The sequence below is a fragment of the Rhodococcus sp. H-CA8f genome, assembly GCF_002501585.1.
Taxonomy (GTDB): domain Bacteria; phylum Actinomycetota; class Actinomycetes; order Mycobacteriales; family Mycobacteriaceae; genus Rhodococcus_F; species Rhodococcus_F erythropolis.
Genome location: NZ_CP023720.1, coordinates 5,878,281 through 5,898,072, shown reverse-complemented (window position 1 = coordinate 5,898,072; position 19,792 = coordinate 5,878,281). Strand labels below are relative to the sequence as shown.

Below are 19,792 nucleotides of genomic sequence, written 5' to 3'. Positions count from 1 at the left end.
CCACTCTCGAAGGAACGCACCTAAATGACAGACTCCAGCGCCCCTCGCATCCATCTCGGCCCCGTCGAGGATCCGCACATTGCCGACGGAATTCGCGGAGTCGGTGGGGTTCTCGTTCCACTCGCCGAGGCAGAGGGCGTGGTCTGGGTACATGGTCCGGACACGTTCCCGTCGTCGCTACCTGACTCGGTTCGTTGGGTGCAGTTGCCCTTCGCCGGGATCGAGCCATGGTTCGATGCCGACGTGATCGACGACAAGCGGGTCTGGACGTCCGCTGCCGGGGCTTACGCGGGCAATGTGGCCGAACATACGATGATGCTCCTCCTCGCCGGAGTGCGTTCTCTCCCCGAACAATTGGCGGCGCAGTCGTGGCGAAAAGAAGAGTTCGATCCACGGGTGGGCACCTTGCAGGGCTCGACAGTGGCGATCATCGGTTGCGGCGGAATCGGCCGTGCGCTGATCCCGTACCTCGCCGCGTCCAAGGTCAGAATCATCGCCGTCACCCGCTCGGGAACCCCCGTCGAAGGTGCCTCCGAAACGCTCTCGGCCGATCGAACCGGTGAAATCTGGTCCCAGGCGGATCACTTCGTGATCGCAGCACCGTCGACGTCCGCGACGCGGCATCTGGTCGGCAAGGCTGAATTGGACCAGATGTCGGAGTCGAGCTGGATCGTGAACATCGCACGCGGCAACCTGGTCGACACGGACGCGCTGGTCGATGCTCTCGAAGCTGGTTCGATCGGCGGGGCGGCACTGGACGTCACCGACCCCGAGCCGCTGCCGGACGGGCACCGGTTGTGGAAGCTGCCCAACGCGATCATCACGCCGCACGTCGCCAACCCGGCTACGACGCTCACGCGTGTGCTGGCAGATCACGTGGCCGCCAACGTCGCTCGATTCGCTGCGGGTGAGGACCTTGCTGCGGTAATCGATCCGTCGGCGGGCTACTGAACCGACAGAACGCGCAAATCCTCGAGACCGTCCACGACGGGAACTCGCCACGACGCAAGCTCTTCCGGTCCCTGCTCGTCCCACAGTTCGAACAGTTCCGAATCGGTCGAGGAGATGGTGCGCTCCACCATCTCGATCAGCCAGGTGAGCCGTTCGCTGGTCAGGGCCGAGGTGAAGGAATCGAGATCGAGGTCCTGGGCGGCGGGGTCGCGTTTGCGATCGGCGCGCACGATCAACACCAATTCGAGCAAGGCGACGGCGATTTGGCCGCCGTCCACCTCGAGGTAGTCGTCCTCGAATGCCCACTCCACCGATTCGAAGGTGAAGTCACCGTGTCCGATGGACGCGATCAAATCCCCTGCACCGTCGTTATCGAACGGTCCCGATCCCCACGCGCCCACTGTCTACTCTTTTCCGATTGCCGTGTCAGCGCGCTTCGAGCGCGATCTTCGCTCCGAATCCTAGAAGAACTGTTCCGGTTATGCGCTCGAGTGCCTGTCGCACTCGGGGCTTCTCGAAGGTGCTACGCGCTCGCGAGAGAAGGACCACGTAGCCACTGAGCCACACGATGGTGATCGCTGCGTGGATGAGCACCAGCAGCGCAAGCGATGGTCCCGTCGGCCACCCGGCCGGAACCAGCTGCGGCAGCAGTCCGGTGTAGAAGACGGCGATCTTGGGGTTGAGCAGGTTGGTGGTGAAGCCCGTCTTCCACGTTCCGGCCTTCTGCGACCGTGGAGCGTCGGCATTGTGTTGCATCCGCGACGTCCGGCTCTCCCACAGTGCTCGCACACCGAGATAGATCAGGTAAGCAGCACCGGCGAGCTTGACGACGGTGTACGCCTCCGCCGACGCGGCCAGGATCGCCGACAGCCCGAGGACGGTCAGCAGGCCCCACACCAGAAGGCCCGAGACGATGCCGGCCGCTACCCGGAATCCGGCGGATCTGCCGGCGCCGAGAGCAGCCTGTGTCACGACGGCCATGTCGGGCCCCGGGACCAGGGTCAGTAGGGCGAGCACAGCTGTGGCGGCGAGGAGAGCGGTCAGCATGCACCAAGTATGAAGCTGGGGTGGGGAGCGTTCTCGGTCGGTGGTGTCGTCCCTGTGAACAAAGAGTGGCGCGGTGGAGTGAACTGCATGGACACGCCCGGAAACCGCTGTCGTGCCCGGCATGTTCGTGAAAGTTATGCACACTGTGGGGAAACGAAAAGATGCAGGTAGAAGGAATGACTTCGGTGTAATTCATTCTTTAGTCCACAGGTTATGCACAACTGGGAAGTGAATGTGAATGAAGTTATCCACACCTGTGTGTGCATCGGTGGAAAACTGTCCAACTCCATCGGATACCCGCGAGTAATAAATCCCAACCAGTGGGTTGACCTCGGGACGTTCGTCCTGTCCAATCGAGGGTTAGCGATAGTCGTGCGATGCTCAGGGGGCGCTTGACGGATGCGGAGATTTGGGTTTGTCGGGATTGTGTTGGTCGTGCTCGCGCTTGTTGTGGGCGGAGTGGCGTATGCCGAACCGGCGCCCGAAAATCCACCAGGAGATCTGACAGGTCAGACCGGGGCTCACATCAATCGCATCGAGCAATTGTCGCCCACTCGTAGCGCCGTGTTCGTCGATTCGCCGGCTATGCGGCGCGAGGTGCAAGTGCAGGTTCTGCATCCAGCGTCGAGCGCCGGTTCGCGTCCGTCCTTCTACCTACTCGACGGCGTCAGTGCCGGTTCGGAATCCGGATACTCCGAAAGCACCTGGACTCAAAAGACCGACATCGAAACATTTTTCGCCGACAAGAACGTCAACGTCGTTCTCCCTGTTGGCGGTACCGGCAGTTTCTACACCAACTGGAAGAACGACGATCCGAACCTCGGTGTGAACAAGTGGGAATCGTTTCTCGCTGAAGAGCTTCCGGCGTTGATCGATTCTGCGTTTTCCGGAAATGGGATGAATGTGGTCGGCGGGGTGTCCATGGGTGCGCTCGGCGCGGCCAACCTCATCACACATCACCCGAAGCTCTATACCGGATTAGCCTCGTACAGTGGCTGTCTCGACAACTCCGAGTCGTCTTCGCAGGATTCCGTGCGGCTCACCGTGGCCAGTAAGGCAGGCGACGCCACCAACATGTGGGGCCCGTCATCGGACCCCGACTGGCAAAAGCACGACCCGTCCACCAATGCTGAAACGCTGCGAGGAAAGACGATCTACGTTTCCTCGGGCACGGGCGCACCCGGAGAATACGACAACATTTTCACCCCGGGCGGCCTGCAGACGGCCATCGAAGGCGGGCCGCTCGAGGCACTGGCAAACACGTGCACGCAACTGTTCGAGGCGAGGTTAGGGGAGTTGTCGATTCCCGCAGTGTTCGCGTATCGAAACGTCGGCACCCATTCATGGCCGTACTGGCAAGATGCGCTTCACGATTCCTGGCCGACAGTGAAGACCGCCCTGGGAATGTGAACTGGGCTGTGAGCTGAGAACTACTCGGCCAGTGCCAGTTCGAGCAACTGGAGGGCGCCGTCACGGGTCTGCGCAGCCGCGATGAACCCAGCTTTGTGGCAGAAGACCGAACTGTCGACGCCCGTCTCGGCGGCAAGGTCCGAGCCGTTCAGGCCGCGCCACGGCTCCGGCAACAGCTTTCGTGAACCGAACTTGGAGTCAGCGGGCTTGACCGTCTGAATCGACCAGCCGCCGTTGGTGTTCGGGAAGATGGTGAACAGAAGTTCTGGCTGGGCCGACGCGGCGCGGCCGTGGGGAACGAAGCGTTCCAGCACGACGAAGCGCGGATCCGTTGCTTTCTCGTAGGTCTCGGTGAACTCGCGCTCGGCTGCAGCGTCGCCGGCGTACTTGGCGCGCAGGCGAATCAAGACCTGAGTTGCGAGAACCACGGCCAGCTCGAACTGGGTGTCGAACTCTTCGTCGGTGGACGAGATCGGATTGAACAGGTCCAGCACCGACGACAGATCAAAAGGCTTGGTGCCGTAGTCGTTGAGGGTGTAGATCTCCTGGCCGTTGTCGACGGCGTCGATGCCCTCGACCAGACGACTGTCGATTCGGCGGAAAACGGAGGCGTCGCCTTCGCAGAACTGCAGGCCGTATTCCTGCCAGAGCAGACCGAAAGCGGAGTACAGGATGCCGTTGCTGCGCTCGCCGGCATCGCGCTGGTGATGGTCGAAGCGACCCTCGGCCGGGTTGTAGCGACCGCCGACGTCGAGCACGATGTCCGCACTGTCGAGGACGGACTCGTCACGGCTGCGAACGACGGTGGCGTCGGGGTACAGCTGCTTGAGCAGCGATACGCCGAAGACGTCGTCTGCATGGAACTTGCCGTTATGGGTCGCGATGATCACCCGTCGAGACTAGGCAATCGAGCGGGGGGATGCCTATTCAGCCGACGGTGCGGATGCGATCGGTGGCAGGCGGCGAGACCGGGGACCCGGCTGCGAACAGGGCAGTCAAGGCGTCGAGGTCGTTGCCCGCGCCGGTCATCTGGGTGGAGTTCTTCAGTGCGGTGAAACCGTCCCCGCCCTCGGCGAGGAACTTGTTCACCACGACGCTGTAGACGCCGTCGGGGGCGATGTCCTGCCCGTTCAAGCGCATTTCCGAGATTCGCGAGCCCGGCGCTGCTCGCCGGTCCATGGCGTAGGTGAAGCCCGCGGACGGGGAGAGGATGCGCTCGGTAGCGGTGCCGTCGAGGTCGATCTGGAATTGCTGTTCGAGAGCGTCCTTCAACACCGCTCCTGTGACGGAGAGCACTTCGAGGCTGTTGCCGAACGGTTGAACACCGTAGGCCTGGCGGTAGGTGACCTGGCCGGAAGTGCCGAAGTCCAAGTCCTCGCGCATGCCGCCCGGGTTCGTCAACGCGAGTTGAGCCCCTCGTGTCGATCCGGCGGCGAGTTGAGCGTCGGCGACCAGGTTGCCGAGTGTCGATTCACCGCTGGGGACGCGGTCCCGTGTCAGATCGGCGGTGATGGTCCCCACCGGTCGCTGAGCGCTTTCCGACGCCTCCGACCAGGCCCTGTCGGCGAGAGCCTGAATATCGGGATCCGGCGAAATATCGTGTGTCACTATCTGATTGAAAGCGGACGTCTGATCGCGAACCACCTCGCGGGTGTTGCGGTCGATGGTGACGTCGGCGACGGACACGATCCGGCCGTGCGAAGCGCCCTGCATGACGACTCTGGGATTGCCTGCGGGATCAGGGAATTCGCAGTTGTACTGCTGGTGGCTGTCGGCGGTGAAGATGACGTCCACCTTCGGTGAGGCACGAAGGGCGATGTCGCGGGCCGGGCCGGACTCGACGTTGCAGTCGTTGGGCCCACCTTCGACGGCCGGTTCGTCCCCACGGTGCAGGAGAACGGTGATGGCTTTGACGCCGAAGAAGTCGAGGACATCGGCGGTGCGGTTGATCGCTTCGACCTCGTCGCCGAACTGCAGATCGGCGATCCCGCCCGGTGTCACGATCTGCGACGTGTTGGCGGGGGAAATCGCGATGACTCCGAGCGGAATGCCGTCGACCATGTTCACGGTGAAGGGCAGCGTGGCCGGAGTGCCGTTGGTGTACGTCATGTTCGCGGCCATCAGTGGGAAGTTGGCGCCGCCGAAGGACGGACTGAACGTGCACGCGTCGACGGCGGAGCAACCGCCGGACTGCATACGACGGAACTCGGCGAGCCCCTTGTCCAGTTCGTGGTTGCCGATCGCGGAAGCGTCGATCTTCATCCGATTCAGCAGTTCGACCGTCGGTTCGTCGTTGAACATCGCCGATTCCAATGCCGACGATCCCCAGTTGTCGCCGACCGAATACAGCAGCGAGTTGGTGGCTTGGCTGCGAAGTTGCGTCACGTATGCCGCGAGATACGCCGCGCCACCTGCGGGGGTGAGCGAGCCGTCGGCCTGCCTGATCTCGCTGCGAACACCTTCCGGCGGGCGGAGGCTGCCGTGCAGATCGTTGAAGGCCAACAGACGTACCGACACCGTGTCCTGGGACTCGGCGGTGGCGACGGCACTCAGGGAGGTCGCGGTGGTGGCGAGAAGGGTCGTTGCGAGCACGGCACACGTTCGTGTCATGCGTCGCGTCATGCGTCGTGCTCCCTCACTCGGACCGGCCTCGAACCTCCCTGAGTGTGCCCGTCCGCCGAAACGAATTCCAGTCCTCGGCGTAACAGTTATGTATCGAGTGTCACGCGGTGACGCCGATGCCCGCAGCCTGCTTCGCGACGTCGGTGTTCGCGAAAGCGAGGAACGCGTCGTTCTCGTGTGGATCGCCGATGGTCATCCGGACGCCCTCGACGCCGTACTGACGGATCAGAATGCCCGCCTCGGTACTCGCCTCGGCGAAACCGGGGGAGAGCTCTCCGAGGGGGAGATAGACGAAGTTCGCCGACGACTCGGGGACGGTGTACCCGGCTTCGATCAGTGCACTGCGCACTCGCGTCCGCTCGGCGATGACGCCTTCGGTGCGGGCAAGCAGTTCGTCTGCTGCAGCCAGGGAAGCGATTGCGGCGGCCTGCGCGACAGCGCTCACGGTGAACGGGGTGTGCACCTTGCCGAGGGCCACGATGATCTCCGGATCCGCGACTGCGTAACCCACGCGGATTCCCGCGAGGCCGTACGCCTTCGAGAAGGTGCGCAGAACAACCACGTTGGGGCGGCTGCGGAACAGTTCGATGCCGTCGGCGTCCGAGCGTGAGTATTCGAAGTACGCCTCGTCGAGTGCGACGACGACGTGCGTCGGGACCGCGTCGAGGAAGCTCTCGAGCTCTGCCTTCGACAGCGCGTTGCCGGTCGGGTTGTTGGGGTTGCACACGAAGATCAACCGCGTGCGATCCGTGATCGCGGCCAGCATCGCGTCGAGGTCGTGGCCGAAGTCCTCGGTCAGCGGAACCTTGACCGAGACGGCATGGCCGACCTGGGTGACCACGGGGTACGCCTCGAACGAACGCCACGCGTAGATGACCTCGTCACCCTGATCGCAGGTGATCTGCACGAGTTCCTGGCACAGCGTCACGGAGCCACAACCAGCGGCGACGTTGGCCGGTTCGACTTTCAGGAAGCTGGCCAGCGCCTCGATGAGTGCGACCGCGGCATTGTCCGGGTAGCGGTTGGCATTGGCGACCGCGTCGGCGACGGCGTCACGCACACCGGGCAACGGCCCTACGGTCGTTTCGTTGCTCGCCAGCTTGATCGCACCCGGAAAATTGCGTCCGGGAACGTAGGCGGGGATGGAGGCGAGGTCAGGGCGAATGTGTGCGGTCACGAGTCGATTATGCGCGCACCGATTTGGTGCGTAGCGGCCGTCTGCGTGTCAGAGTTAGAAGATGTCGGAAATCTTCCGGGCCACCGCGTATCTGCGCGCAGCCGAAGGGGAGGTCGCCACGGCTGTTCCGCTGACGGTGGTGGAGCCGGACGGCCCGACGCGGGGCGGGATCGTCGTCCTGCATGAAGCCCGCCAGTTCAGCCCGGCTCTGCTGAATCTGATGTGCGCACTCGCCGGCGAAGGGTGGGTGAGCGTCGCACCGCACCTGTTCCACCGCGAACCCGAACACATGCAGGGCGAGGTGTTCGGTGACAACCTCTTCGCCGACTTCGACGCGACCCTCGATTGGCTCGTCGGACGCGAAGTTCTCGCGGACACCGTCGGGGTGCTCGGATTCGACGACGCCGGGACCGCCGCGATGCTCGTGGCCACCAGCCGTCCCGTCGGTGCCGCGGTGAGCGTCGCCGCCCGGGGAATCGTCGAAGCCTTGTCGGTGGATGCTCAGGCGCTCGTCGATGCGGCCACTTCCCTGCAGGCGCCGTGGCTGGCGCTGTACGGCGAGGACGATCCCAGCACGCCGCGTGAGCACGTGACCCTGCTCCGGGAAGCGACCGCCAAGGCCGACGTCGCGACACTGGTGGTCAGCTACGCCGGACTGGCCCACCGGGCGGACGAGCCGCCACAGCTGTCCGAGGACGCCGACCTCGACGACCCTGGCTCGGCCTCGATCGTCGAAGCTCAGACCCGGATCTTCGACTGGTTCGACAGCCACCTGCGGTAAGCCGACAAATCAGGGCGCTGACCACGCGTTTTGCCTTTGGTGGCGAAGGGTGTGTAATCTTTCGATCCGGCGGTCCGAAAGGATCGGAACCCCCAGGGAGGCGTGCCAGAGCGGCCGAATGGGACTCACTGCTAATGAGTTGTCCCTTTTACGAGGGACCGGAGGTTCAAATCCTCTCGCCTCCGCCAAGCCGGTGATTTTGACCGGCGGGTTAGAAATGATAGAAAGTACGACGGCAAGACACGCAAGATCAGCAAGACAACAGAACATGCGCCCGTAGCTCAACGGATAGAGCACTTGACTACGGATCAAGAGGTTAGGGGTTCGAATCCCTTCGGGCGCACAAGAAAGAAGGTCACAGACTCCGGTCTGTGACCTTCTTTTTGTTGTGGTGCATTCGCAATTTTTGAATGTGTGTGACGTCACCTCGGCGAATTTCGGTCGGTGACCCTCGCGATCGTATGAACCAACAACCGATCCCCGCGACCTATGCTTTCTCCGGAGCAGTCGCGCGAACCGAGGAGAACCCGTTGGAGACCGTCGACAGTCGGACGCTCCCGGTCTACTCGGCCGGGGCGGTCGAGGTGCCCTTTGTCATCGCGGGCATGGACGAGCTTGTCTCCCGCGAGACCCGGTGGGAGGCGCACTCGCACCCGACCCACGAATTGTTGTGGAACGAGCGAGGAGCGTCGAGCGCCACGGTGGGATCGCGCACGTGGACGATCACCCCGACCGTCGGTCTGTGGATGCCCGCCGGCGTCCTGCACTCGGCGATCGCGCCCGCCGGAACCTGGTATCGGGCCGCTCAGCTCGACATCGCATCGGTTCCGTCTCTGTCCGACGTGCCGGTGGCGATCGAGGTGACTCCGCTGCTGCGGAACCTCCTCGAGCGACTGGCAGACGATTCACTCGGAACCTCTTCGCGCTCGCTCACAGAGCAGATGGTGATCGACGTACTGGCGCCGTCACCCAACGAGTTGCTGGTTCTGGTGCCGGACTCGGCGCTTCTGCAACCCATCGTCGACGCGATCGGTGACGATCCGAGTGACATGCGAACGCTGTCCGACTGGGCAAGGCTCCTCGGCGTCAGCCCGCGAACCATCACCCGGGCATTTCGGTCGGAGACCGGGATGAGTTTCGGGCAGTGGGTGTCAGCGGTGCGCGCCCAACGAGCGGTGACTCTTCTTGCACACGGCTTGGATCTGCAAGAGGTTGCCGAGCGCGTGGGCTACCACTCGACCAGTGCGTTCGGTGCGGCATTTCGGCGCACTACCGGCGCTACACCAGGGATGTTCCGGGCTAGCTGATCGGCCATCACACCTTGTCTCGATCGCTACACCGGGTGTCCCAAACACGCGATTGCGCCACATTGCCCTCCCGTATACGGTTTAGGCAAACCTCACCTAAGTGCCTGATTGAGCCGGGTTGAGGGCCGTACCCCTTCTCGAGAGAGTTCTGTTTTCATGCGTTCAAAACGCTTCTTGGCGGTGGCCGCAGCAGCGGTCGCAGTCGCCCTCGGCATGACAGCTTGCAGTTCCGGCTCCTCGGAGACCGCCGACGGCGGCAGCGCCGGAAGCGGATCCAGCTCCTTCCCTGTCACGATCGAGCACGCTTTCGGAACTACGACGATCGACGCCAAGCCGGAGCGAGTTGCCACCGTTGCCTGGGCCAATCACGAAGTGCCCCTTGCTCTCGGCGTGGTTCCCGTCGGAATGGCAGCGGCGACGTTCGGCGACGACAACGGCAACGGAATGCTGCCGTGGGTCGAGGAAAAGCTCGACGACCTCGGCGCGAAGCCGCCGGTGCTCTTCGACGAGACCGACGGCATCGACTTCGAAGCCGTCTCCGATACGAACCCTGACGTCATTCTTGCCGCGTACTCCGGATTGACGCAGGAGGACTACGACACTCTCAGTGAGATCGCTCCGGTTGTGGCGTATCCCGAGGGGCCGTGGGCGACGTCGTGGCGTGACGTCATCAAGTTCAACAGCATGGGCCTCGGCATGGAATCCGAAGGGCAGGAACTGATCTCCACCATCGAGAAGGAGATCGCCGACGAGGTTGCCTCACATCCGCAGCTTGCCGGCAAAGCAACAATGTTCCTGACGCACGTCGACACTGCCGACCTGAGTCAGGTCAGCTTCTACACTGCGAACGACACACGTGCCGCGTTCTTCGAGGACCTTGGACTTTCGACGCCGAAGAGCGTTGCCGACGCCTCGACGGGTGGTGAGTTCTCGAAGAAGGTCAGTGCCGAGCGTGTGGACGTCTTCGACGACGTCGAACTGATCGTCACCTACGGTGACCAGGCACTTGTCGACGCACTCAAGGCTGACCCGCTGCTCTCGCAGATGCCTGCTGTAGCTAACAATTCGATCGTCTTCCTCAACGGAACCGGGCCGATGGGAACGGCGGCCAACCCGACTCCGCTCGCCATTTCGTGGGTACTCGGCGACTATGTCGATCTGCTCGCCGGGGCTGCTGGAAAGTCGGAGTGACTGTAACCTCGCAGGATTCGACGTCGGGCGCCAGCGATACGCGGCGCCCGACGTTCGGCAATTCGCTGTGGCTGATCGCCCTTCTCGTGGTCCTCGCCGTGCTCATGTGCGCCTCGATCGTCATCGGCTCTCGTGAGGTCGATTGGTCCGACATCGTTGCCGCACTTGGCGGTTCCACTGACAACATCGGTCAGGGTGCGATTGCCAAGCGCATTCCGCGGACGGTGCTCGCGATCGTCGTGGGTGCTGCGCTCGGTCTTGCCGGCGCGGTGATGCAGGGGATTACCCGAAACCCTTTGGCGGATCCCGGAATCCTGGGCGTCAACATGGGCGCTTCGCTCGCCGTGGTGATCGGAATGGCGTGGTTCGGATTGTGGACCCAGACCAGCATGATCTGGGTGGCCGTACTCGGTGCAGCCGGGGCGGCATTGTTCGTCTACGTAGTCGGGTCACTCGGACGAGGTGGAGCCACGCCACTCAAGTTGGCTCTTGCCGGGGCCGCAACATCGGCTGCGTTTGCTTCGTTCATCACTGCGATCATGCTGCCGCGAAACGATATTGCGGGCAACATTCGTTCGTGGCAGATCGGCGGCGTCGGTGGCGCGAGTTTCGAGGTGATCCGGCAGGGTCTGCCTTTCCTCATTGTCGGCTTCGTGATCTGTCTGCTGTCAGCGCGCAGTCTCAACTCTCTTGCGCTCGGCGACGAGGTTGCGTCAGGTCTCGGCGAACGCGTCGCGGTGGTTCGTGCAGTGGCAGCGCTCGGTGCAGTGTTGCTCTGCGGTGCAGCCACTGCCATTGCCGGACCGATCGGCTTCGTCGGTTTGGTTGTCCCGCATCTGTGCCGGTTGCTGATCGGTATCGACAACCGTTGGCTACTACCGTTTTCTGCGCTGACAGGTGCCGGCCTTCTCGTCGCCGCCGACATTCTCGGACGAATTGTCGCCCGGCCGAGCGAAATCGACGTCGGCATCATCACCGCGCTCATCGGAGCGCCCTTCTTCATTTACATCGTCCGCCGTCAGAAAATACGTGAGCTGTGACCACTACATTCGTTACTCCCGAAGTCGAGGTCGACGCAGTCGGAGCAAGCCGTGTCCGACGAGGTAGACGCCGCCGCATCGTGATTTCCGTGCTGACGGTCCTCGCCGTCGCCTCCTTCGCGGTCACTCTGATGGTGGGAAAAACCTTCTACCCGCCGTCAGATGTGCTTCGCGTCGTGCTGGGGGAGAACGTGCCTGGTGCCTCGTTCACCGTCGGCCGCCTCCGGCTGCCTCGCGCTGTCCTCGCTGTGGTCGGCGGAATCTGTTTCGGCTTGGGTGGCATCACGTTCCAGACGATGCTGCGTAACCCGCTCGCGAGCCCCGACATCATCGGGATCAGCTCGGGCGCAAGCGCTGCAGCGGCTTTCGCGATCATCTCGCTTTCGCTCGGCGGCTCGCAGGTCTCGATCTTCGCCATCGCTGTCGGTCTGGGCGTCGCAGTCTTGATCTACGTTCTGTCCTTCCGAGACGGTGTAGCGGGCACTCGGCTGATCCTGATCGGTATCGGCATCGCCGCGATGCTCGACAGCGTCACCGCCTACCTGCTCAGTACCGCCGCCGCATGGGATCTGCAGGAGACGATGCGTTGGCTCACCGGCAGCCTCAACGGTGCCAACTGGGGTTCGACGGTTCCCGTACTCCTGGCGCTGGTTGTCCTCGGACCTGTGCTGCTGAGCCAATCGCGCAACCTTTCGACCATCCAGCTCGGTGACGACGCAGCACAAGCGCTCGGCGTCAGAGTGGAACGAACGCGCATTCTGACGATCATTGCGGCCGTCGGACTCATCGCCTTTGCCACTGCCGCTGCGGGGCCCATCGCCTTCGTCGCATTTCTGTCAGGGCCCATCGCCGCCCGCATCGTCGGTCCGGGAACATCACTTTTGATTCCGTCGGCGCTGGTCGGAGCGCTGCTGGTGCTAGTTGCCGATTTCTGCGGACAGTACGCCTTCGGCACCCGCTACCCCGTTGGCGTGGTGACTGGCGCGCTGGGAGCGCCGTATCTCGTCTACCTCATCATTCGCTCCAACCGAACGGGAGGTTCGCTGTGACCGAATCCCATACTCTGACTGTCGAAAACCTCGAACTCGGTTACGGAGGACGGACCGTCGTCGAATCGCTCGACCTCGCGGTGCCGCCGGGAACGATCACGACCATCGTGGGCGCCAACGCGTGCGGCAAATCGACGCTGCTGCGGTCGATGTCGCGGCTACTCAGTCCCCGAAGCGGTCATGTTCTGTTGGACGGCAAGGATGTTCATCGCCTACCCGCGAAGAAGCTCGCTCGCACGCTCGGTCTGCTGCCGCAGTCACCGATCGCACCGGAAGGGATAGTTGTCGCCGATCTCGTCGGCCGAGGCCGACATCCACATCAGCGGGTGCTGTCGAGGTGGAGTCGAGAGGATGACGCAGCCGTCGCCGAGGCGCTTGCGGCAACGGACACAACCGAATTGGCCGAACGATCGGTGGACGAACTTTCCGGTGGTCAGCGCCAACGTGTGTGGATTGCGATGGCGCTCGCCCAACAAACCGATCTGCTTCTTCTCGACGAGCCGACTACCTTCTTGGACGTGAGCCACCAGGTTGAGGTCTTGGACCTGCTCACCGACCTGAACCGGACTCGGGGTACAACGATTGTCATGGTTCTGCACGATCTCAATCTCGCCGCCCGCTACGCCGACTTCCTCGTCGCCATGGCCGATCGCCGGGTCTACGCGGCGGGTGATCCTGCCGGGGTGCTCACCAGTGACAACGTCCGCACCGTTTTCGGTCTCGAGAGTCGAATCATCCCCGACCCCATCTCGGGTAAGCCGTTGGTGTTGCCGCTCGGGCGCCACCACGTTCTCGACGACGTGTTGACGTGACGGCATCGAACGCCCCGGGCGGGCGGATCGAATCCGTGGAACAACTCAATGCGATTCTCGGACAGCCCCATCCGACGATCATGGAGAAGCAGACCGCTTACACGACTCCGTTGATCCGTGAATTCATCGAGCAGGCACGGTTTTTTGTGCTCGCGACATCCGATGCGGCCGGAAATTGCGATTGCTCGCCGCGCGGAGACTTGGTCAGTCAGGTTCTGTTTCCCGACGAGAAGACGCTCGTGCTCCCGGATCGTCCGGGCAACCGGCGCGCTGACTCGTACCGGAACATGATCGAAAATCCTCACGTGGGGATCCTCTTTCTCGCGCCCGGGCACGACGAGATCGTGCGCGTCAACGGCACGGCGACTCTGTCCACCGATCCTGATCTGCTGGACTCGATGGCGATGAACGGCAAGCCGGCGCAGCTTGCGGTGATCGTGAAGATCGACGAGGCGTATCTGCATTGCGCGAGAGCGATTCTGCGGGCGAAGCTGTGGGATCCGTCGACGTGGCGCGCATCCGATGACGTACCGAGTCTGCGCGACATGATGGCCGAGCAGCACAGCCTGCTGGTCGAGGATCTGGAGCCGGCTCGGCAGGAGGCGTACCGCAAGTACCTGTACTGAGCGCAGATCCGTCACCTATGTCCGATAATGATCCGTGCCTTCAATTGCCTCGTCGCTGTTCTGGATTGCGCTGATCGCGGCCATCGCGCCGATAGTCGCGGGCTTGATCCCGCGTCGACTGGTTCCCGAAGTGGTGTTGCTACTGGTCGCGGGCGCAGTGGTCGGGCCGTTCGCCCTCAACATCGCCGCTGACAGCGAAGCGATCGGAATCCTCCGCGAACTCGGCCTCGGCATGCTGTTCCTGCTCGCCGGCTACGAGATCGACCGACAGGAACTCAGTGGGCGCGGCGGACGTCGAGCGCTCTACACGTGGCTGTTCTGCCTCGCGTTGGCGTTCACGGTGGTCGCGCTGCTTGGCATGAGGAACGTGATCTCCGCGGAAGCCGCTGTTGCCATCGCAATGACGTCGACCGCACTGGGCACGCTGTTGCCGATCCTCAAGGACAACAAACTCCTCGACACACGCTTGGGCAAGACGGTCCTCAATCACGGGGCCGTCGGCGAACTCGGGCCGGTCGTCGCGATGGCGGTGCTGCTGAGTGCCCGTGGTGCCGTCCTGTCGCTGATCGTTCTTGCCGTCTTCGCCTTGATCGCCATCATCGTGGCGGTGCTGCCCGGCAAGCTGATTCACGAAGGCTCGTGGACACATCGGCTGGTGCGGGCAGGGGCGGACACCACGGCGCAGACGACGGTCCGCCTCACCGTTCTGTTGTTGGTCAGCCTCGGAGTGCTGTCGGCTGTGTTCTCACTCGACGTCATTCTCGGTGCGTTTGCCGCCGGCTTCATCCTGCGGCGGCTGATGCCAGAGGGCGACGAGCGCCTCGAGATCAAGCTCGACGGGATCGCCTTCGGGTTCCTCATCCCGATCTTCTTCATCACTTCAGGCATGGCAATCGACGTCTCGGCGGTCGCCGCCAGTCCCGGCATACTGATTGCGTTTTTGATCCTGATCGTTGTCGTCCGCGGCGTGCCGGTGTTCTTCGTGACCAAGTTCGAGAAGGTCGAGCCGCCCTTCACCACGCGCGAAAGTGCGCAAGTCGCGTTGTACGGGGCTACCGGTCTGCCCATGATCGTGGCGGTCACGGGCGCTGCCGTCGACGCGCATCAGATGTCCTCGGACAACGCGTCGATTCTTGTCGCGGCCGGTGCGATCACCGTTCTACTGCTGCCGATGCTCGCCACTCTCTTGACGAAAAAGGAGAAAGTGTCCTGATTCAGATATCCAACTGCTCGTCGAGCCAGTCGAACATTCGCTGATCCGTCAGACGCCTCGCCATGGGCTGACAGTGGAAGTTCGCGCCTTCGGCAGCGGTGAAGGGAACCACCGTCGTCGGTCCGCCGGATAGGGCGGCAAGCCGCTTGGATTGACCGGGCCAGAACTGCTCGCCTTCCGGATCGGTGATGAGCAGGGGAGTGGAGATCGAGCCGGCGACGTGTTCGAGGTGGTACTTCCGAACCTCGGCGAGAGTGTTGTAGTAACCGTCGGCGAGGTACGGACGCGCTCGGAAACGCCAGATCCGGGCGGTGTCCTTGGAGAACTTCATCCCCATCGCCATGTCGCGGTCGAAGGCCTCCGACTTCCCCTCGTCGAGCAGCTTCTGCATGTTCTTGGGGATATGGGCGAGCCACGACGCGGCCACGTCCACGACCCCCGGATCGGCGATCGCTGCCGCGATCCGATGCTCGAACGCCAACGACTGCGGTACCCAGTAACCGCCCTGACTGATCCCGTAGATCGCCAGCTTCGACGCATCGACGTCCGGCCGGTCCACGAGGTAGTCGACGACGGGCGTGATGACGGCTTCCCAGTCGTGACGGAACGGGATGTTGCGCTCGAAGAGCATCGACTGTTGACCGGGTCCGTCGAACATCAACACGTTGTAGCCCCGTTCGAGGGCCCCGGCGCCGCCGCTGCCCCACAGTCCGCTGATCGGGCCGTCGCTACCGTTCACCATGATCAACGTCGGCCGTCGCACGTCGCCGGGCGGCCGGAAGAAGTACCCGGGCAAGTAGGTGTCCTCGTAAGGGATCCGGACGCGTTCGACGGGCTGGGCGGTGGTGTCGACGAAGCGGTCCCACGCTTGTCGGTGACGTTTGAAAGTGGGGACCAGAACCGAATCGTCGCTGAGACCGTCTACGGCGTTGATCGCCACACCGAAGTACGACGCCGCCCGCAGGTACGCGTTGGACGCGCTTCGTGAATGCCCGGCCTCGGCCGCCTCATCGGCGTGCCCGAATACTCGTGTGCCGAGGTCGAACCAGGCCTCGTACCAGCCCTCGAGGTCTTTCTCGCCGACATGAGCGATGGCCGAGAGCACTTCGCCGGTATCTGCCGCGCCGTAGGTGGCTTGCCCGAGAACGACTCGTAGCTCGAAGTCGAAGGACTCGTTGCGGTAGAAACCGGCAGTGAACGCCTGGTGTGGATGGGCGAAGAACGACGACGCGAGAGACATGGGCACACCTTCGCTAGTTCGGGGCAGCCATTTTCAGTTGTAGTTCCAGGATCGCCCGAATCGGTTGCCGGAAAACCTGTCAGCGTGGCGACGCCGGGAGCCCGGTGGCTGGCGGCCTCGACATCGCAAATGCCAGGGTGCACAACCACAACGACATCCCCAGCACCTGTGCGCGTTGAGCGATACCCAGTCCGAGATTACCGCCGCCGGAGACTTCGATGCTGTTGGTCGTCAACATCCACACCGTCGCAAGGGAAGTCAGGATCAAAATGGTCAGGCCGGTCGTACGCAAGGACCGGTGTTCGCGATACCTGAACGCTCCCACGGTGAATGCGATCATCGCGGTGAAGATCGCGAACACCGCCACGCTGCTCGTCAATGCGTGAACATGGTGGAGCTGCGGAAGTAGACCGTCGGGTGCGCTCGACGGGCAACCCTCGCCCGAGCATTCGAGAGGGAACGACGCGTCGGCGATTGTGGCGATGCCGAACACTGCAAGTGCAATCCAGCCCGTGACGTAGAGCCTGCGCCTGGGCGTGATCAGCAGACCCAGCGCTCCGGAGATCAACATCAAGATCGCGGACAGGACGTCGGCATTGCCGAAGACGTCACGGTATTTCTGGTTCTCGGCATCGAGTTCGCTGAGGAACGATGTCACCGGGTCGAGGCCGGTGTCGAGGAAGAATTCGAGAATCCACGACGAGTAGACAATTCCGCCCAGAGCCAGCGCAGCCACCAAACCCCACCGCGCAACGTTGCGTTCCTTCACGAAATCGAGCTTACGGACCGAGCAGGGCTTTCTGGACGCGTTCGGCTGCTACCAGCGGATCTTCGTGCTCCCAGATGCGGATGACGGTCCAACCCTGCTCTGCCAGACGTGCATCGGTGTCGCGGTCTCGAACCACGTTGGCGGCCAACTTGTCCGTCCACCACTGCGCGTTGTTCTTGGGAAACGTCGCATGCTGCGGGCAGCTGTGCCAGAAGCATCCGTCCACGAACACCGCGACTTTGCGGCGCGGAAACACCAGATCAGCGCGTCGGCGAACACCTTTGACAGGCGCCCGGTCCACGAAGTACCGGAGTCCCCGCCGATGAAGCTCGCGTCGAAGTGCAATTTCAGGTTTGGTGTCGCGCCGACGCTGAGCGCTCATCCGAGCGCTGGTGGCAGGATCCGTCGCAGGCACCGTGGTTCCCTCAGCCGTCGGAATCGTCGCTGTCTTCGGGATCGGACCAGGTGGGCGCAAACCTGTTGCGACGCTCCACTTCACCGTGCACGACGGTCACGAAGTCGGTGAACGAGAGCGTCTGAGCTTCGGTGGGCCGGCCGTTGCGCGGCGGCGGCTCGTCGACGTCGAAGAACCGAACCGCGCCATCGGGTTCGTAGAGTCCGATGTAGACCTTCTCGAAGAGGTCGTAGCGGGTGTCCTCGGCGCCGAGATCCACCCAGGCCTTTCCTGGAACGCCGACCACCGCGCGCTTGCCCCGGCCCGAGCGCTTCGAGAGCGTCGTGACGTGGTGTGCAAAAGAGGATTTGCCGGTGTCGCTGGTCTTGGTCGGGTCGCCGTCGGCGCACGTGGCGTACGGCTCGAACATGACGGCGACCAACACGCTGTACGGCTGACGCTGATGCAGAACCATTGCCTCGCCACGCAATTCGTGGTCGTTGCGGACGATGTTCTTGGTCCACCGTCCAAGTTTTCCGCTGCGGGGACTGTAGTCCTGGAAGTTGTACGTCTTGATGGAGACGCAGAGGATCAGGCCGAGAGTGGGGTCGAGTGCCTTGACGTCCAAGCGCTTTCGGCCCTTGGCGACATCAACGGTTGCCTCCTGGCCTTCGCCGGACGCTGTCGGGGTGATGTTGGGATACAGCGGACGCAGAGCGTCGGCCACCGTCTGTGCCAGTTGATTGGACAGTCGTTGGGCGTAGTTCTTCTTCTCGCCGCGATCGGCGTCGGCCGGAGGCTTGTCGCCCGCGAGTTGCAGTGCGCTCCACAGTGGTTCGTGTTCCGGCTCGGAAAACAGCGGTTCGGGGAATAGCGTTTCAGGTTCGGGGAACAGTGATTCCGTCATGCCGCGGCCTCGGGGTATCCGCCCATCCGCTCGAGATGGCTTTCGACGTCCTCGATGAAACCGGGGATGAACCGAAGATTGCCCATGCGTGCGCGCTTGAGGAAGCCGGCCGTGGCCCGCGCCGACAGCAACCGCGTGTCCTCGAGGAAGCCACTCAGATCCTCGTAGTCGTACTGGACCGGCCAGGTCGAGGTGTGGACGCGGAAGGCTTGGCGGTTACGGCCCCACGCCGCACTCGGCCACGCGTCGCCCGGTTCGAGTGGCGTTTCGCCGGCGGCGTCGTATTCGATGGGATCGTTCAGCCGGCCACCGACCCACGACGCCATCCGCACGCTCACGGCATTGCCGACGAGCTTCCATCGGTGGCTGTGGCGTAGGCCGGGAACCTCGACGGACGGAAGCGTCCAGTCGGGATCGAAACCCTGCAGGCGTTCGGCGTCGACGAGGCCGGGAGTGACGATCTCACCGGACGGCAACCGGACCGCCGGCTGGCTGGGGATGCCGACGGACGAGCCGCCCTTGAGCGTCGGCACCGCATTGACAGCCCATCCGAGTCCGCGGGTGCCTTCGGTCCAGTAGAAGCCGCAGGGGTAGTCCGCGGGATCACCTCCCAGGCGCTCGCCGGCGTCCTGGCCGAACAGGATTTCGCGAGGATCGTCCGTGCGCGAGGCAAGCATGATGACGCGCTGGCGGCGCTGGGGGAGTCCGAAGGCGCGGGCGTCCACCACTCGGTATGCCCAGGTGTATCCGAGGTCTTCGAGAGCGTCGGTGATGTGCCGCATGGCAGCGCCCTTGCCGAGTTGCAGCATGAACGGAACGTTCTCGATCAACAGCCAGCGCGGGCCTTTCTTGCGCTTGACCAGACGGAACACCTCGTCCACCAGTCCCGAGCGTGCGCCGGTGATGCCTGCTGTTTTGCCGGCTTGAGATAGGTCCTGGCAGGGGAAACCGGCGGCCACCAATTCGATGTCACTGGGCAGCGCGCGCAGTTTGGTGACGTCGCCGTGCAACGGCACGTCGGCGAAACGCGAACGGAGAACTGCCTGGGCGCCCGGATCGATTTCACACAGCAGTTCGGTGTTCCACCCATGTTCCGAGAGCCCCAACTCGAGCCCGCCGATACCGGCAAACAAACCCACCATGCTCCGCGACGACGTCACAGCACCCTTCCTCACGAACCGACCTAGAAGCACGGTACTCGAGAACTCCGACACCGTTTGCCAACTATTCGGTCTGCGGGGTGCTCCTTACGGAAG

20 protein-coding genes and 2 tRNA genes are annotated in these 19,792 nt (G+C 63.2%); 12 read left to right on the top strand and 10 right to left on the bottom strand.

The features are described 5' to 3' along the window. The first annotated feature begins 24 nt into the window (after nucleotides 1-24). Entirely contained in the window at nucleotides 25-951 is a 927-nt protein-coding gene (locus CPI83_RS27455) for a D-isomer specific 2-hydroxyacid dehydrogenase family protein (protein WP_097388019.1), read from the top strand. Here the strand turns inward: CPI83_RS27455 and CPI83_RS27450 are convergent. Both CPI83_RS27450 and CPI83_RS27445 read right to left on the bottom strand, forming a co-directional pair. After that, on the bottom strand, nucleotides 945-1,352 hold the full coding sequence (locus CPI83_RS27450) for a DUF4259 domain-containing protein (RefSeq protein ID WP_020968164.1): 408 nt from the start codon (nucleotides 1,350-1,352) through the stop codon (nucleotides 945-947). The genes CPI83_RS27455 and CPI83_RS27450 overlap by 7 nt on opposite strands. 25 nt (nucleotides 1,353-1,377) lie before the next feature. Next, nucleotides 1,378-1,998: a LysE family translocator gene (locus CPI83_RS27445; protein WP_007731691.1), complete on the bottom strand. Its 621-nt coding sequence runs from the start codon at nucleotides 1,996-1,998 to the stop codon at nucleotides 1,378-1,380. Nucleotides 1,999-2,424: 426 nt separating this feature from the next. Between CPI83_RS27445 and CPI83_RS27440 the strand changes: the two genes are divergently transcribed. Next, entirely contained in the window at nucleotides 2,425-3,408 is a 984-nt protein-coding gene (locus CPI83_RS27440) for an alpha/beta hydrolase family protein (RefSeq protein ID WP_097388018.1), read from the top strand. A 20-nt stretch (nucleotides 3,409-3,428) separates the two neighbouring features. Here CPI83_RS27440 and CPI83_RS27435 read toward each other — a convergent pair whose 3' ends face one another. The 3 genes from CPI83_RS27435 to hisC all read right to left on the bottom strand — a co-directional run bounded on the left by CPI83_RS27435 (nucleotide 3,429) and on the right by hisC (nucleotide 7,207). After that, a complete protein-coding gene (locus CPI83_RS27435) occupies nucleotides 3,429-4,298 on the bottom strand; it encodes an MYG1 family protein (protein ID WP_019746470.1) in 870 nt (289 codons plus the stop codon). 37 nt (nucleotides 4,299-4,335) lie between these two features. Beyond that, complete coding sequence (locus tag CPI83_RS27430) at nucleotides 4,336-6,030, bottom strand: 5'-nucleotidase C-terminal domain-containing protein (protein ID WP_029254255.1); 1,695 nt, start codon at nucleotides 6,028-6,030, stop codon at nucleotides 4,336-4,338. A 100-nt stretch (nucleotides 6,031-6,130) separates the two neighbouring features. Next, nucleotides 6,131-7,207, bottom strand: coding sequence for a histidinol-phosphate transaminase (hisC, locus tag CPI83_RS27425; RefSeq protein WP_029254256.1), 1,077 nt, complete (start codon nucleotides 7,205-7,207; stop codon nucleotides 6,131-6,133). Nucleotides 7,208-7,268: 61 nt separating this feature from the next. On the opposite strand from hisC, the gene CPI83_RS27420 reads away from it, so the two are divergent. The 10 genes from CPI83_RS27420 (at nucleotide 7,269) to CPI83_RS27375 (ending at nucleotide 15,226) form a co-directional block, all read left to right on the top strand. Beyond that, entirely contained in the window at nucleotides 7,269-7,988 is a 720-nt protein-coding gene (locus CPI83_RS27420; protein WP_029254257.1) for a dienelactone hydrolase family protein, read from the top strand. Between the two features lie 96 nt (nucleotides 7,989-8,084). Beyond that, nucleotides 8,085-8,176 (top strand) — tRNA-Ser (locus CPI83_RS27415). Nucleotides 8,177-8,258: 82 nt separating this feature from the next. After that, nucleotides 8,259-8,331, top strand: a tRNA-Arg gene (locus CPI83_RS27410). A 118-nt stretch (nucleotides 8,332-8,449) separates the two neighbouring features. Continuing rightward, nucleotides 8,450-9,295 carry an AraC family transcriptional regulator gene (locus CPI83_RS27405; RefSeq protein ID WP_232816815.1) on the top strand — a complete coding sequence of 282 codons (846 nt, stop codon included), beginning with the start codon at nucleotides 8,450-8,452 and terminating at the stop codon, nucleotides 9,293-9,295. 156 nt (nucleotides 9,296-9,451) lie between these two features. Further along, on the top strand, nucleotides 9,452-10,486 hold the full coding sequence (locus CPI83_RS27400; protein WP_029254259.1) for an iron-siderophore ABC transporter substrate-binding protein: 1,035 nt from the start codon (nucleotides 9,452-9,454) through the stop codon (nucleotides 10,484-10,486). Beyond that, nucleotides 10,483-11,526: an iron ABC transporter permease gene (locus CPI83_RS27395; RefSeq protein ID WP_019746475.1), complete on the top strand. Its 1,044-nt coding sequence runs from the start codon at nucleotides 10,483-10,485 to the stop codon at nucleotides 11,524-11,526. Before CPI83_RS27400 ends, CPI83_RS27395 begins: the two co-directional genes overlap by 4 nt. Then, complete coding sequence (locus CPI83_RS27390; protein WP_097388017.1) at nucleotides 11,523-12,575, top strand: iron chelate uptake ABC transporter family permease subunit; 1,053 nt, start codon at nucleotides 11,523-11,525, stop codon at nucleotides 12,573-12,575. Before CPI83_RS27395 ends, CPI83_RS27390 begins: the two co-directional genes overlap by 4 nt. Further along, nucleotides 12,572-13,387, top strand: coding sequence for an ABC transporter ATP-binding protein (locus CPI83_RS27385; protein ID WP_097388016.1), 816 nt, complete (start codon nucleotides 12,572-12,574; stop codon nucleotides 13,385-13,387). The genes CPI83_RS27390 and CPI83_RS27385 overlap by 4 nt, the downstream gene beginning before the upstream one ends. Next, on the top strand, nucleotides 13,384-14,013 hold the full coding sequence (locus CPI83_RS27380) for a pyridoxamine 5'-phosphate oxidase family protein (RefSeq protein WP_097388015.1): 630 nt from the start codon (nucleotides 13,384-13,386) through the stop codon (nucleotides 14,011-14,013). The genes CPI83_RS27385 and CPI83_RS27380 overlap by 4 nt, the downstream gene beginning before the upstream one ends. 34 nt (nucleotides 14,014-14,047) lie before the next feature. Further along, a complete protein-coding gene (locus CPI83_RS27375) occupies nucleotides 14,048-15,226 on the top strand; it encodes a cation:proton antiporter (RefSeq protein WP_084324989.1) in 1,179 nt (392 codons plus the stop codon). 1 nt (nucleotide 15,227) lies between these two features. On the opposite strand, the gene CPI83_RS27370 is transcribed toward CPI83_RS27375, so the two are convergent. The 5 genes from CPI83_RS27370 to dcm all read right to left on the bottom strand — a co-directional run bounded on the left by CPI83_RS27370 (nucleotide 15,228) and on the right by dcm (nucleotide 19,678). After that, nucleotides 15,228-16,466, bottom strand: coding sequence for a prolyl oligopeptidase family serine peptidase (locus CPI83_RS27370; protein ID WP_097388014.1), 1,239 nt, complete (start codon nucleotides 16,464-16,466; stop codon nucleotides 15,228-15,230). 79 nt (nucleotides 16,467-16,545) lie between these two features. Then, nucleotides 16,546-17,235, bottom strand: coding sequence for a DUF998 domain-containing protein (locus tag CPI83_RS27365; protein WP_070385918.1), 690 nt, complete (start codon nucleotides 17,233-17,235; stop codon nucleotides 16,546-16,548). Between the two features lie 10 nt (nucleotides 17,236-17,245). Then, nucleotides 17,246-17,650, bottom strand: a complete 405-nt coding sequence (locus CPI83_RS27360) for a very short patch repair endonuclease (RefSeq protein WP_019746481.1) — start codon at nucleotides 17,648-17,650, stop codon at nucleotides 17,246-17,248. A gap of 10 nt (nucleotides 17,651-17,660) precedes the next feature. Beyond that, nucleotides 17,661-18,536, bottom strand: coding sequence for a hypothetical protein (locus CPI83_RS27355; RefSeq protein ID WP_097388013.1), 876 nt, complete (start codon nucleotides 18,534-18,536; stop codon nucleotides 17,661-17,663). Beyond that, a complete protein-coding gene (gene dcm, locus CPI83_RS27350; RefSeq protein ID WP_174531793.1) occupies nucleotides 18,533-19,678 on the bottom strand; it encodes a DNA (cytosine-5-)-methyltransferase in 1,146 nt (381 codons plus the stop codon). Before dcm ends, CPI83_RS27355 begins: the two co-directional genes overlap by 4 nt. Nucleotides 19,679-19,792 lie beyond the last annotated feature (114 nt).